This window comes from Pseudoalteromonas sp. SG43-3 (assembly GCF_014164385.1).
GTDB classification, from domain to species: domain Bacteria; phylum Pseudomonadota; class Gammaproteobacteria; order Enterobacterales; family Alteromonadaceae; genus Pseudoalteromonas; species Pseudoalteromonas distincta.
The window spans coordinates 1-13,197 of record NZ_JACJFC010000022.1; the positions used below are offsets into that span (position 1 = coordinate 1).

12 protein-coding genes are annotated in these 13,197 nt (G+C 38.7%); 3 read left to right on the top strand and 9 right to left on the bottom strand.

Annotated elements, in window-relative coordinates:
* Nucleotides 1-88: 88 nt before the first annotated feature.
* Both H5157_RS17175 and H5157_RS17180 read right to left on the bottom strand, forming a co-directional pair.
* Nucleotides 89-2,224 carry a TonB-dependent siderophore receptor gene (locus tag H5157_RS17175; RefSeq protein ID WP_182725145.1) on the bottom strand — a complete coding sequence of 712 codons (2,136 nt, stop codon included), beginning with the start codon at nt 2,222-2,224 and terminating at the stop codon, nt 89-91.
* A gap of 133 nt (nt 2,225-2,357) precedes the next feature.
* On the bottom strand, nt 2,358-3,656 hold the full coding sequence (locus H5157_RS17180; RefSeq protein ID WP_182725146.1) for a PAS domain-containing methyl-accepting chemotaxis protein: 1,299 nt from the start codon (nt 3,654-3,656) through the stop codon (nt 2,358-2,360).
* A 361-nt stretch (nt 3,657-4,017) separates the two neighbouring features.
* Here H5157_RS17180 and H5157_RS17185 point away from each other — a divergent pair, with 361 nt between their 5' ends.
* Nucleotides 4,018-5,223 carry an MFS transporter gene (locus H5157_RS17185; protein ID WP_024598262.1) on the top strand — a complete coding sequence of 402 codons (1,206 nt, stop codon included), beginning with the start codon at nt 4,018-4,020 and terminating at the stop codon, nt 5,221-5,223.
* A 75-nt stretch (nt 5,224-5,298) separates the two neighbouring features.
* Here H5157_RS17185 and H5157_RS17190 read toward each other — a convergent pair whose 3' ends face one another.
* From H5157_RS17190 to H5157_RS17205, 4 genes are all read right to left on the bottom strand, one after another.
* Entirely contained in the window at nt 5,299-6,345 is a 1,047-nt protein-coding gene (locus tag H5157_RS17190; protein ID WP_182725147.1) for an NAD(P)-dependent alcohol dehydrogenase, read from the bottom strand.
* 142 nt (nt 6,346-6,487) lie between these two features.
* Nucleotides 6,488-7,201: a DUF1499 domain-containing protein gene (locus H5157_RS17195; protein ID WP_076925126.1), complete on the bottom strand. Its 714-nt coding sequence runs from the start codon at nt 7,199-7,201 to the stop codon at nt 6,488-6,490.
* A 107-nt stretch (nt 7,202-7,308) separates the two neighbouring features.
* Complete coding sequence (locus tag H5157_RS17200) at nt 7,309-8,649, bottom strand: DUF1501 domain-containing protein (protein ID WP_182725148.1); 1,341 nt, start codon at nt 8,647-8,649, stop codon at nt 7,309-7,311.
* A 9-nt stretch (nt 8,650-8,658) separates the two neighbouring features.
* Nucleotides 8,659-10,566 carry a DUF1800 family protein gene (locus H5157_RS17205; protein WP_182725149.1) on the bottom strand — a complete coding sequence of 636 codons (1,908 nt, stop codon included), beginning with the start codon at nt 10,564-10,566 and terminating at the stop codon, nt 8,659-8,661.
* 170 nt (nt 10,567-10,736) lie between these two features.
* Between H5157_RS17205 and H5157_RS17210 the strand changes: the two genes are divergently transcribed.
* Both H5157_RS17210 and H5157_RS17215 read left to right on the top strand, forming a co-directional pair.
* A complete protein-coding gene (locus H5157_RS17210) occupies nt 10,737-10,952 on the top strand; it encodes a hypothetical protein (protein ID WP_010555169.1) in 216 nt (71 codons plus the stop codon).
* Nucleotides 10,953-10,984: 32 nt separating this feature from the next.
* Nucleotides 10,985-11,809 (top strand): alpha/beta hydrolase, encoded by an 825-nt coding sequence (locus H5157_RS17215; protein WP_170072030.1) that lies wholly within the window; start codon nt 10,985-10,987, stop codon nt 11,807-11,809.
* A 98-nt stretch (nt 11,810-11,907) separates the two neighbouring features.
* On the opposite strand, the gene H5157_RS17220 is transcribed toward H5157_RS17215, so the two are convergent.
* The 3 genes from H5157_RS17220 to H5157_RS17230 form a co-directional block, all read right to left on the bottom strand.
* Nucleotides 11,908-12,252 carry a hypothetical protein gene (locus H5157_RS17220; protein ID WP_182712553.1) on the bottom strand — a complete coding sequence of 115 codons (345 nt, stop codon included), beginning with the start codon at nt 12,250-12,252 and terminating at the stop codon, nt 11,908-11,910.
* A gap of 26 nt (nt 12,253-12,278) precedes the next feature.
* A complete protein-coding gene (locus H5157_RS20965) occupies nt 12,279-12,527 on the bottom strand; it encodes a hypothetical protein (RefSeq protein WP_259399119.1) in 249 nt (82 codons plus the stop codon).
* 216 nt (nt 12,528-12,743) lie between these two features.
* A complete protein-coding gene (locus tag H5157_RS17230; protein WP_182725150.1) occupies nt 12,744-13,172 on the bottom strand; it encodes a hypothetical protein in 429 nt (142 codons plus the stop codon).
* Between the last annotated feature and the right edge of the window lie 25 nt (nt 13,173-13,197).

The following is a 13,197-nucleotide window of genomic DNA, read 5'->3' on the forward strand; positions in this document are numbered from 1 at the left end:
AGTTATTAGTTATTAGTTATTAAAGCGCAAAAAAAGCCATAACGTGGTTATGGCTTTTGCTTTATTTTAAATTTGAATATGACGTTAATTAAAACGCGTAACTAACACTTAAATTAAATGAACGCCCCTGCCCTGCAAGTTGTTCAAACCCGTTGCTACTATCTTGTTTAAGTGCCGCAATACTTACACCACCTAGTGGGAGCTGGTAATACCCATCAAACACATTACTCACTTCTGCGCTTAGCGTTAATGCATCCCATGTGGCTTTAGAGCTTAAATTAACCAAGCTGTAGCTGTCTGTTTGGTTTTCAAAACGATTATTATCTACACGGCTTTTAGTATCTACCCACTGCCAAGATAATGCATTTTCAAATCGACCTATTTGCTGGCTAATACCTAGCTGGGTTTGCAGTGGTTTAATTTGATAAAGCGGCTGGTTAGTATCGTCGCGCTTGCCTCTCGTATTAGTAACATTAGCGTGTAACTGCCAGTTACCTAAGTCCTTAGATTCATAAATGTTGGCTGTTAAATCTATTTTTGCACCATACAAAATGGCATCTACATTAGTGAACTGAAAAATGTTACGCGTTGTATTGTCCAAGTTATAACTATTGAAGCTTCTTACAATATCAGCATCAATATAGTCGCTCACATCGGTATACCACACATTGGTACTTAATCGCCAACCATCATCTTTAGCCGATTTAATATAAGTAGCACTTATTGTATGCGCAGTTTCAACGTCTAAATCAGGGTTACCAATATAGCCACTACCATCGCCATACCAACCAATCATGGTGGTTGCCATGGTGCTTACACCCCAACTGTATCGCTCGTATAAATTGGGCGCGCGGTTTTTACGGGCAAGACCAAATTGCAGCTCATCATAATTTGTTATTTGGTAGTTAATTAATAAGTTAGCATCAACTATGGTGTCGGTTTTATCTCTGTCTCCAGCATTAAATGTCTTAGCTGCAACAGCATTATTTATAGAAGTATCCATAACCATACCGCCCATGCTCATCATACTCATACCATCGTTGTATGATTGAACCTCTCCAACGTGGGTATTAATACTTTCAATGCGTACGCCTGCGTTTAACCATAACTTTGTATTTACTTGGCTCTCAAATTCTGCAAATGCCGCTATCCGCTCTCGTTTACCGTTGTTTATATTTACGTAATCGTTGGGGCCCATCATGGTTGAGCCTTCAATACCTGGCCACCAATCATCAACGCTGTAATTGTAATATTCTTGGCCGAGTAAAATACTGCTGTTTTTATCTAGCGCAATACGCCATTTTAACTGCGTACTTATATCTTGTGCATCAGTTTTCATTGGCATCATGCCTGTTTTTTCTTCACTGAAAAAACCCATTTCGTGCTTTACGCTATGCCAGTTGACTTGCCCTTCAAGCTCGCTGTTTTCAAAGGAGCGTTTGTATTGAGCTATTGCACCGTAGCTGGTGTTATCGGTCATATCCATATACTGATTTGCAAATCCCTGATATGGGATTTTTTGATGCGTTAGCTTTATAACTAATTGCTGTTTATCATCGCGCATAGCTGCGGTTAAACTATGATTTTGTGCTCGGTACAATGTATCTAATACTACATCGCCGTTACCGTCTTCATAACTATCTGCGTCACTAAACGAACCCTGATAATTAAGGCTAAGCGTGTCACTTGCTAAACGTGCACCAACGCCAAGTTTACGTCCGTTATCAACGCTACTGTACTTTGCTGACACATAACCTGAGTGCCAACCTAATTCATTGCTATCGCTATACTGTGGTGAAATAGAATTAACGCTTATTACGCCAGCAATATTATCGCCGCCCGCACTCACTGGCGACACGCCTGCAACCACATTATAAGACGTAATTTGATTAGCCGAGATATACGAAAGTGGCGGGTTCATATGATTAGCGCATGCAGCGGTTACATCTGCGCCATCAATTAACACTTTAACTCTGTCGCCCATTAAACCATTTAAAATAGGGAGGTTAGATACGCCGCCCGCAGCTGAAAAGTCGACACCTAAATCACTTAATAACGATTCTGACGAACCAAGAGCTAAGTGCTTATTTTGAGCATGTCCGTGTACTTCAATTACTTCTAAAGACGTATCGTCGGCAAATGCAAAAGTAGATAGCACACAGCTAATAAAAAGTGCGACAGGGGAAAGTAAGTAAGTTTTTTGAGTTTTGCTTTTATAAACCATTGTTAATTTATGCCACTGTAATAATTGGCGTAATTATAGTGTGAACTGCAAAAGCAAAAGCGCGACATATTGTCGCACTTTATCAATTTTGAATGTTGTTAGGCGTGTTTAATCTAAAAGGTCATATAATAAATTAAGTATTTAACTCAGCGACTGTTTGAGAAACAATATCAGCCCCTCGCTCAATCTCTTTAATAACCTCAGATACATTCGCAATAAGCTCTCGGCCTTGCTCTGAAGAGTCTGAAACCGACGTAATTTGCCTTGATATATCATTAGTGAGCTCTTGGTTATTTTTAACAACGGTCGCTATTTCATTAGTTGAACTACTCGTACTGGCTGCAAGTTGCCTTACTTCGTCAGCTACTACAGCAAAACCTCGACCGTATTCACCAGCACGTGCAGCTTCAATAGCAGCATTGAGTGCAAGTAAATTAGTTTGATCAGCAATGCTGCTGATTGTAGAAACAATGGAGCCTATTACAGCTGATTGTTCATTAAGATTTTTAATTAAATCAACTGACTTAAGAACTTGGCTTACAATGGCATCTGAGTTTGCAACAGAACTTTGTAGTATCTCAGAACCTTTTTTAGCGGTTTGCGCTGTAGCTACCGCCGATTCATACGCGATTGCAGCGGCTTCAGTCACTGCATTATTATTGTGTATACGATCAGTAATATTTGATGCAAACTTAATTATTTTAATTACATTACCTTTGTTATCTAATATTGGGTTATAAGTAGCTTCTAGCCAAATTTCTGAACCGTCGGCGGCAATACGTTTAAATTTTCCTGACTTAAACTGCCCCTGCGCTAATTCATTCCAAAAGTGTGGGTTTTTCTCATAAAACACTTCAGTACAAAACATTTTATGATGTTTACCTACAATATCTTTTAATCTGTAGCCTACTGTTGCTAAAAAGTTTTGATTTGCACTTAAAATATTACCTTGTGGGGTAAACTCTATTGTAGCCAATGCTTTATCGAGTGCACTAGCTATGGCTTCTTGTGCCTTTCGTTGTATATAACTAGTCGTAATATCAGAGGCTATTTTAATCACTTTAGTGACTACGCCATGCTCTTCTACAGGAAAGTAAGTTGCCTCAAGCCAAAGCTTATCGCCATTAGCTTTGTATCTTAAAAACGATCCTGATTTAGAATCTCCGGTTTTTAATGCTTGCCAAAATTGGCTATATTCGTCTGACTTTGCATATTCAGGTTCGCAAAACATGCGATGATGTTTGCCAATTATTTGCTCTTTGCTGTAGCCTACAGTAGCTAGAAATAACTGATTTGCGTCTAATATTATTCCTTCAGGTGTAAACTCTATATAAGCCACATGCTTGTTAATTGCCGACAAGATAGACTGTTTTTGAATTAATTGAAGCTCCATTTCTTCAATTTTTGCGTTTCTTTTAGAAATACCAAACATATAAAAACCTTAAGGAGTAAATTAGTAAAAACATTAGCAAATTAATGTGATATCAACATGTAACTGTACTGTAAATATAAGCTCTAAATAACCTTTCGGCGAATATTTAACACCTTATAGATGCATGCTTTATAAATAGTTTTTTTATTTTATAAATTTCAAGTAGTATTTACTTCTAATTAACATTTAAAAAAACCTAACAAAAACACTAATTTATGCATGACTCTGTACTTTTTTTAACTTAAAATAGCACTCTCACAGACTACCCTCTCACACCAAAATTTAAGCATACATATAATATTTTCTATTCAGAATTTATTGTGCTGTTTCACTTTTAAAATTAAATCTTAAGGGATCATCTATGACATCAGATGTAACGTCGGCATCTAGTCAACTTAACAGAACCGCTATTTTACTCGTATTAGCACTTGGCACATTTATTTTAGGATTATCTGAGTTTTCGATGATGCCTATGCTGCCACTAATTAGCGAAACATTTGGATCAACGCCCTCACAAAGTGGTTACGCAATTAGTGCTTACGCCATTGGTGTTGTAGTTGGCGCCCCTATTTTAATGCTCACTACTGCTAATATGAGAAAGCGCAAAGCATTGCTCATTTTTATAAGCTTAATGTTTATCTCAAACGGGTTAAGCGCGATGGCAACATCGCTTGAGCAGCTTGTAATATTTAGATTTTTAAGTGGCTTACCTCATGGTGCATATTTTGGTGCTGCTATTTTATTAGCATCAGATATTGCCCCAAAAGGTAAGCGTGCAAGCTTTATGTCTAAGGTGTTTATGGGTTTAACTGTGGCTACTATTGTTGGCGTGCCTATAGTTACACTTGTAGGTCAAAATTTAAGTTGGCGTTATTGTTTAGCTGGCGCTGCAGTACTGGCCTTTATTGCTTTTGTTTTTGTTTATAAAGTAGTGCCTAGTATCGATAACGCTAAGCCTTCTAACTTACTAAACGAGTTTGGCGTACTTAAAAATAAACTGGTTTGGTCCATTTTGGGTATTGTAATTATTGGCTTTGGCGGAGTGTTTTGTATTTATACTTACATTGCCGACACCATATTAGTGGTAACAAAAACAGCTCCGTATACTATTTCTATCGCAATGGTAATGTTTGGTATCGGTTGTACACTCGGTAACTATGTACTGGGTAAAGCTGCCGATAAATCAGCAATTAAAACGACTGGCCTTGCGCTTGTATGTACTATTGTATTTGCCTTTGCATATGTAACGGCAAGCCATAATATTTGGGCTCTTTACGCGGTGATCTTCTTTATTGGTTGCAGTGTGGGCTTGGCTACGCTGATTCAAACGCTTTTAATGGACGTTGCGCCCGAAGGCCACGCTATGATTGGTGCCTTAGTACAGTGCGCATTTAATACTGCCAATGCTATAGGTCCTTGGGTTGGCGGAATAGCAATAGCGCAAGGTGCTGCACCTAATCAAACAGGTTACGTAGCAGCTGCATTGTTTTTAGGTGGTTTGGGTATGTGGCTATTAAGTTACTTACAACTAAACAAACAGCAACCAACAGCGCAAGCTACTAATTAACTGAGTTCGAGTTAATTTAAAATACAAAAAGAGCCGCTAATTAGCGGCTCTTTTATTTTTAATTTACCTAGTAAATTAAGCGTTTAACGATGCCATATCAATAACAAAGCGGTATCGTACGTCAGATTTTTCCATACGCTCGTATGCCGTGTTAATTTCGTCAATGTTGATCATTTCGCACTCAGGTAGCACGTTATTTTCACCACAAAAGTCGAGCATTTGTTGCGTCTGTGCAATACCACCAATAAGTGAGCCTGCAATACGACGGCGACCCATTAATAATGGCACCGTGCTTAGCTCATCTACAGGACCAACTTGGCCTACAATAACTAATGTACCATCTACATCAAGTAGCGGTGTGTAAATAGATAAATCATGTTTTACAGGGACTGTATCTATAATGACGTCAAAGGCAGATTGCGAGTCTTTCATTTCGTCATCATTAGATGACACTAAATAGTGCTGAGCGCCTAATTTAACCGCATCATCTTTTTTAGACTCACTACGGCCAATTACCGTAACGCTTGCGCCCATTGCAACTGCATTTTTAACGGCCATGTGACCAAGCCCACCTAGACCAACAACACCAACACGGCTACCTTTTTGTACTCCCCACTTATAAAGTGGCGAATACGTAGTAATACCGGCACAAAGTAGCGGTGCAACGCGTGAAAGGTCTAAATTTTCTGGTACAGAAAGTACAAATTCTTCGCGTACAACAACATGCTTAGAATATCCACCTTGGGTCATTTCACCACTAACGCGGTCTTTGCCTGCGTACGTACCAACCATGCCTTCGCGGCAAAATTGCTCTTCGTCGTTATCACATTGATCGCAACTTTGGCACGAATCAACCATACAACCCACAGCAACTGTGTCGCCTTGCTTATATTTTTTAACGTCGCTACCTACCGACATAACTTTACCAACAATTTCGTGCCCAGGTACTAGCGGGTAGTCACTGCCACCCCAATCATTTCGTACGGCGTGTAAATCTGAATGGCACACACCACAGTATAAAATTTCAATTTCTACATCGTTATTTCGCAAATCGCGGCGCTCAAAAGAAAACTCTGTCAATTCAGAACCTTGGCTTTTTGCTGCATATCCTACTGTTTTCATAATAACTCCATAGTGGTTAAAAATTTAAATCATCAACAGCATAGTCCATAGCCCGTGAATAGAACCTGACAATATAAAATAGGCACAAAAAAGCCCAAACAGTGTTTGGGCTCAATCGTTAGTACTAGGGCGCTAAATTTAATTATTTTGCAAGTAAGCTGTTTAGTTCATTAATAATTGAATGAATGCGCTCTGCATTTTTTCCTAAATCACTACGCCCTACTCGCGATTTACTACGAATATCAACAAAACGCTGGCTGCCTTCATCTTTAATACGAATTACCACATCGTCTTTAAAACCAAACCATGTGGTTGTATCAGTAGCTTCTACAATACCTGTAGCCGTGTTTGCACTTACCACTGCAAAACCAAGATTTTTAACTGCTTGTTCGCTTGCTGCCATCAAATCGGCTTTAGATTGTGCAAAGCTTAACGTTGCCAGTTCAGGGTATGCTTTGCGTTGCTGTACTGCCGTTTCTTCACCTGCGTACTCTACTGGATTTGGTGCTTCAACACGCAGTGGCGCAATTGCTACAAATTTTGGTGGGTTAACTAAATCTGTTGAAATATCATGAATTGCCGGTACGCTTTTAGCTTTGTTCATCATGTTAAGTGGCATAGCAATAGCCACAACCGAAAACACAAGCGCAATAACACCACTGCTTAGCGTTAACGTTTTACGCATAAATAACGCTTGTACTATAAGTAGCACCAATGCAGCGCCACCAGCGTAAACACCAAATTTAAAACCAGCAAACGCAGTTCCTAGCTCTACAATACCAAATTTATACAAAGGCCCCGGCAGTATGACGAGTAAAAAGGCGATTAGACTAACTAAGCTCACTAAAACTTTCATTTTATGATTCCTATATTGTGTGATTTTTTATTATTAAAACAATTAAGCACTATTAAACAGTAGCTTATACTACTAACAAGCGCTTTTAGATTACTATTAGCGACTAATTACACAAAAAAGTCCAATGTTGTGTGATCAAAGTTACTCAAGTTTGGAAAAATATCAACAAGCTCAGAGCTTGGCACACCAAACCACTGAGCCAATGTGGCAAAGTACTGCTCATTAGCAACACTTGGAATTAAACGCCCGCCACCGGTATCTTGTGCGCCATCCAAATGTTGAGTTAATAGCTCGCCATATATATTGCCGCCTTTTACTGCGCCGCCCATTACTATTTGGTTCCCTGCCCAACCATGGTCAGTGCCATCGCCATTTGAGGTCAACGTGCGACCAAAATCAGACATAGTAAACGTAGTCACTTTATCAGCCATATCAAGCTCTTTCATCGCACTATCAAATTCACTTAACCCTTGAGCTAACGTATTTAATAAAGCAGGGTGCGTTGTTAATTGGTTGTCGTGGGTATCATACCCCCCCATAGAAACAAAAAACACTTGGCGTTGAGTACTCAACTTTGCCTGTACGCTAATTGTTTTAGCGACTGCGGCAAATTGCTCACTAAGGCTATTATCGCTAAATGGGGTAATAAGTGCAGGCGCGCTTTCTAACGCGCTGTTCATTGCTTGAGTGTTATTTATCGCACTTGTTAAGCCATTGGCATAAGCTGTACTTAACGGATGGCTCGTATTGCCTAGTAAGCGGTTCATAATAGCGGTTACGTGCTCGCTACGAGGTTGATACCCTCCAAACGCGTTAATACTACTAATGCCGCTTTTGTTAAGCGCAAATGCATTGCTAGCACTTCCCGTTTGCCATAAATTAGTACCGTCGAGTGATACATTAGCTGCAAACTCATCTTGTAACTCTAAACGCTCTAAAAGTCGTGCGCCCCACCCGCTATTAAGTGATTGTTTTTCTCGACCATACATCCACGCAGCTTGCTGATCGTTATGCGAAAACAAATGCTTAGGCAAACCTATTGTTTTATTTTTATAGTCATTCAATGTTGTGGGAGCGAGTAAAGTACCTACCCCGCCTATAAATGCTAAATTTTGAGATTCAAACACATTTTGTATCGGTTCAAGTGAAGGATGAATACCTACGCCACCTGCAAACTGGCTTTTAATGCTTAGCTCAAGTGGGCTCTCTACCGCTAGGTTTTGCCTGCTTTGCTTGTACAAACTCCGTTGCTCGCCTTCAAGCGGAACGAGCATATTTAACGAATCATTCCCCCCGTATAAATACACACACACTAATGCTTTATAATCACCTAGCTCAACGGCATTAGTCGCTCCAGTTAATGCTTGTAATTGCAGGCTCGTTAACGCGGCAGCCGATACGCTGCCTTTTACACATAACGACAAAAACTCTCTTCTATTAGTGCTCATTATGCGCTCCTAATACTGCACGTTAAATTCAGGTGAAATAGCAATCATATATAATAAATACGAAACCCGTTCACGGTATTGATCTTCATTAAAGTAGGCATCTAAATCAAGTAATGCTTGGCGTGTGCCACTGCTCATTGCGCCTGCAAAATATAACGTGTTGTACTGAGTTAATAGCGCGCTAACACCGTTTTTCTCTAAAACATTCATGTCGTCTTGAATATAAACATAAATACCATTTGAATTTAAATCACTGTGTGCTTCAGCGGTACTCCACACTAAACTTGCGTAAAGCGCGTTCATGGTGCCAATCAGTGTCGCATCGTTTGCTATTTGTAACTCTGGCGCAACAATACCTTCATTTCGCAAAGCTGCGGTTTGATAATCAGGCCTAAAAAAGTTAAATACCGAAGCCGACTGCATGGGTCCTTGCCCGTAGCTATTTATTAAATTCCATGTTTTATAGTAACCAGCCAAAGATTTAGCATCGAGATTTCGCCAAAACTGTACGGTTTTTAAAATAGGCTCTTTAATTTTACCTTGATAGTTAAGCACTGAGCCAAAATGCCGTGCTTCATCATCTAAATATATAGCCTTTACTACAGCCGCTAAATCGCCGCGTACACCGGCGCCATTATCAACAAACACATTAGCTACTCGTTCAACGTATTGGGGGGTTGGATTTGACGTAATTAATCGCTGAATAAGTTGCTTAGTAATAAATGGCGCAACATTTTGATGGTTAAATAAATTATCGAGCGCTATTTGCAATGACTCTTCTGCTGTATAACCTTGTGGTATAACCTCGCCATTTAGTAAGGTTTTTTGTTTACTAGAATGGTACTCGTCAAATGCTTCCATTGGTTTAATATAGTCACGACTTTTACGCTTAAATGTTTCACTATCGGCAAACGTCCAACCAGTAAATACGCGTGCAAAACCCTCTATTTCGACCTGTCCGTAAGTAGCAATAGTATTACCTTGTGCATCAAGCTTGGCGCTGCCATCTAGATTTAGCTCTTCAAGGCCAATAGTAAATAACTGCATTACTTCACGTGCGTAATTTTCATCTGGGCGAATATTAAGTGCATCGTCTGCTTTTTCGTTACCCAAATGGCTTAAGTAAGTTCCCATAATAGGCGAAAGCGTGACATCTTCGAGTAAGTCACGATAATTACCAAAGGCATGCTTTAGTAGCAAATCGTAATAAGTGATCATGCCCTCAGGTTGGCCTCTTAAGGCACTGTTTTCATCCGACACTACTAATATTTCACTTAACGCAAATGCAACACGTTGACGAAGTTGATCGTCACTTTGCATTACTGCCTTCCACCATGCGTCTATGCGGCTTATGTATTTAAAGTCATCATCGTCATTTAACTTTACTAAATAATCACGGTGATAATTAATAGGTAGCGCTATTTGTTTATCAAGCCATTGCTGCTCGCTTAAACCTTGTGCGTTTTGTATTTCACTAAGCTTAGGTCCCATTGTTGCTTGGTGTAGTAACCGTGCGGCGCTAATGTCATCCATATTATTACGTGCAGTAAAGCTTAGCGTTTTTACACTGCTTGCCCCTTCGTTATCGGTTGCTGTTACCGAAAAAGCATAATCAACAGGCTTATAACTTTGCGCATTTAGCAGTGTTACTGAAGTAGTTGTTGCCTCTAAAGTCCCACTAATTAGTTCAGGCCCTTGCGTTTGTTGCCACACAACAGATGTAATAGTGCCGTCTTTATCACTGGCTGTTGCTGTTAGCTCAATTGTTTGGCCTTTACTTAATTCACTAGGAATATCAGCGACTGACAAAATGGGGATTTTATTTCCGTTAACGGTTGGCGTATCATCGGAGCCTGAACCACCGCAAGCGCTTAGTATAAAAACCGAGCTTGCGATAAGAGCAAATTTATAATGCATGTAAAGTCGTCATCATTTGTTAATTAAAGTACGTTAGTGTGTACCGAGTTTAATGCATTTATTGAAACACAAAATTTACAATTTAACTCTTTATTTTTTGTAACCGAATCATGAACGCCCCATTAATAATGCGCTAGCAGCTGGGGTAAACAGCCAGAGCTTTATTATTTATGAAAACAGAAATTCGCTATTGTTTTGAATCTTCACAAGTTGCTAACCGATTTTTACACGAGCTCAAAGACTGGCCGGTTAACGATGTAAAAACACGACTTTTTAATGGCGGCGATAGTGTAAAAGTGACATACGAATACGACGAAAGTGGTTTTGATTACACCTCAGCAGAGCTCGACGACCTAGCAGAAAAGCATGGCGGTAAAGAAGTTTAAATTAAGTGATAACAATAACTAAAGGCAATCTAATGAAAAATAAAGTGTTAAGTTTATTTACAATAATATGTTTAGCTTTTAGCTTATTAAGCCATGCAGAACCGATTAAAACAAAACCTTTTAGTATTGGTGAAACCTTTACCTTTAAATCAACCACGCTTGAGCAGCAACGCACTATAAACGTTTACATGCCTAATAGTTATGAGCAATCAAGCGATAAGCATTACCCTGTTATTTACTTACTCGATGGCTCAAAAGATGAAGACTTTATTCATATTGCAGGACTTGTACAATTTGCTTCTTTTCCGTGGATAAACCATATACCCGAAGCCATTGTTGTGGGTATAGCAAATATCGATCGTAAACACGATTTTACATCACCGAGTAATAATGCCCTCGATTTAAAAGACTTGCCAACGCACGGTGGCTCAAAAAAGTTTATTAGTTTTATAAACGACGAACTACGGCCACTGATCAATAAAACATACCGTACCAACTCAACAAGTACTTTAATTGGTCAATCGTTAGGTGGTTTACTAGCCACCGAAATTTTGTTTAATCACCCTGCAATGTTTAATCATTACGTAATAATTAGCCCCAGCTTATGGTGGGCCGATAATGAATTACTGAATGGCCCTTTTGAGCCAACTGCCTTTCCTCAATCGGTTTATATTGGAGTAGGTAAAGAAGGCGAATTAATGGAAGGTTTAGCAAAGCAATTACATAAAAAAGTAGCGCCTATTCTGAGTAGTAAAAGCCAAGTGCAATTTGGCTATTTTGAAAACCTAGATCACACTGAAACACTACATTTAGCTGTATACGACGCTTTTAAAAAAATGAACTATCATCCCGAATAGTAAAGTATAAATAGTTAAATATAAATAATTTCATATAAAAACGCCAATAATGCACTGCATCATTGTCGTAAAATTATATTGTAACTAACAAAATAAAATTACTCTTCTACAGAAAATTCAACTTTTGATGGAGACGAACTCGCAAGATCCAGTACTTCATAATAATTTAAGCCATCAATTTTTTTACCAATAATAAAGTAATTCACTTCATTCATCATGGTAGGGTCGCCTATTATATCTTCTGCGCTTTGCACGTCAGAAAACTGAATTGCGATTAAAGCGCCTAAAAAGCGCATTGAATCTTGAGTTTTTAATGCCTTTAAAACTTTATTAACTCCTGCCTGAGTTGATTCAGGCGTAGATCCATCAAACCTAAAATCACTTTTTGTACTAGCACATGCACTGAGCATTAATATTGATAGTGCGATAAGTAAACGTTTCATAAATATATCCTTATTTGTTTTATTAGTTATTCGTTTATTCGTGATACTTGCGGATCATCGCCATTTTGCGGATGAATACCTTTTACATAGTTTTTATAACGAATAGCAAAGCCTGTATCGTTAAACACAAATGTATGAAGCAGTGTGCTTTCAAACAATGTGTGCGCACCTAAGTAAAAACTTATACCTTTGCGCATCTGCTTTTTACCATCTGGAGTACGTGAGTCATCCGGTTGATACGGAATATGTTGATTGCCAATATCATCGGTTAACAATGCAAGGTAAGCCTCAAGCTCTTTAGCACCTGCGTTAGGTGCTTATGTGGCGGTCATGGCGTTGTAATAATTCAGTGCAAACAGCTTTAGGTCTAACGGCTCATCGGCACGGGCTGAAAAGCTAAGAAATATAATTTATAGAAAGCTTAGCTTGCACTTCATAACGACTCTTTTTAAAAAAGTATTTTTACTAAAACGACTAAATTTATTAATACATTAATTTTTTAGCGCAGCTTTTCTTGCTAGTTCTTTTATATCTTCATCGATATTGTCATCAAAAGACATTGAATAAATTCTCCAACCTTCTTTCACTTTAAAAAATTGAAATTCAAAACGAATAGGCTGCCTATCGTAGGTTACTAGGTAGGTTACATGAACAAAAAGCTCCCCAACTTTATAATCAGAAACCTTATTAATGAAATTAATTTCACCAACAAGATCATCAAGTGAGGATAGCTGTGCTTTTATCTGTTTTACCTGGTCAGGTATCGACGATACATATTTATTACTTGCGTAAATGGAATCAACAGCATCGCTTATTTTTTCATCAGAGTACAATTCAAAAAATTTATCAACTTCTTCTTGGTAATTGTTAGCACTGACACCCGATGAGAGTAGAAGTAAAGCAGCAAATATTATTTTCATTTTTAACATTCCTTATTGTTTCTAA

Excerpts from the sequence above, each read along its gene's own strand:
- H5157_RS17185 (WP_024598262.1), top strand. The coding sequence starts at position 4,018 with ATGACATCAGATGTAACGTCGGCATCTAGTCAACTTAACAGAACCGCT.
- H5157_RS17180 (WP_182725146.1), bottom strand. The coding sequence starts at position 3,656 with ATGTTTGGTATTTCTAAAAGAAACGCAAAAATTGAAGAAATGGAGCTT.
- H5157_RS17195 (WP_076925126.1), bottom strand. The coding sequence starts at position 7,201 with ATGAAAGTTTTAGTGAGCTTAGTTAGTCTAATCGCCTTTTTACTCGTC.
- H5157_RS17200 (WP_182725148.1), bottom strand. The coding sequence starts at position 8,649 with ATGAGCACTAATAGAAGAGAGTTTTTGTCGTTATGTGTAAAAGGCAGC.
- H5157_RS17190 (WP_182725147.1), bottom strand. The coding sequence starts at position 6,345 with ATGAAAACAGTAGGATATGCAGCAAAAAGCCAAGGTTCTGAATTGACA.
- H5157_RS17205 (WP_182725149.1), bottom strand. The coding sequence starts at position 10,566 with ATGCATTATAAATTTGCTCTTATCGCAAGCTCGGTTTTTATACTAAGC.
- H5157_RS17220 (WP_182712553.1), bottom strand. The coding sequence starts at position 12,252 with ATGAAACGTTTACTTATCGCACTATCAATATTAATGCTCAGTGCATGT.
- H5157_RS17230 (WP_182725150.1), bottom strand. The coding sequence starts at position 13,172 with ATGAAAATAATATTTGCTGCTTTACTTCTACTCTCATCGGGTGTCAGT.
- H5157_RS17175 (WP_182725145.1), bottom strand. The coding sequence starts at position 2,224 with ATGGTTTATAAAAGCAAAACTCAAAAAACTTACTTACTTTCCCCTGTC.
- H5157_RS17215 (WP_170072030.1), top strand. The coding sequence starts at position 10,985 with ATGAAAAATAAAGTGTTAAGTTTATTTACAATAATATGTTTAGCTTTT.
- H5157_RS17210 (WP_010555169.1), top strand. The coding sequence starts at position 10,737 with ATGAAAACAGAAATTCGCTATTGTTTTGAATCTTCACAAGTTGCTAAC.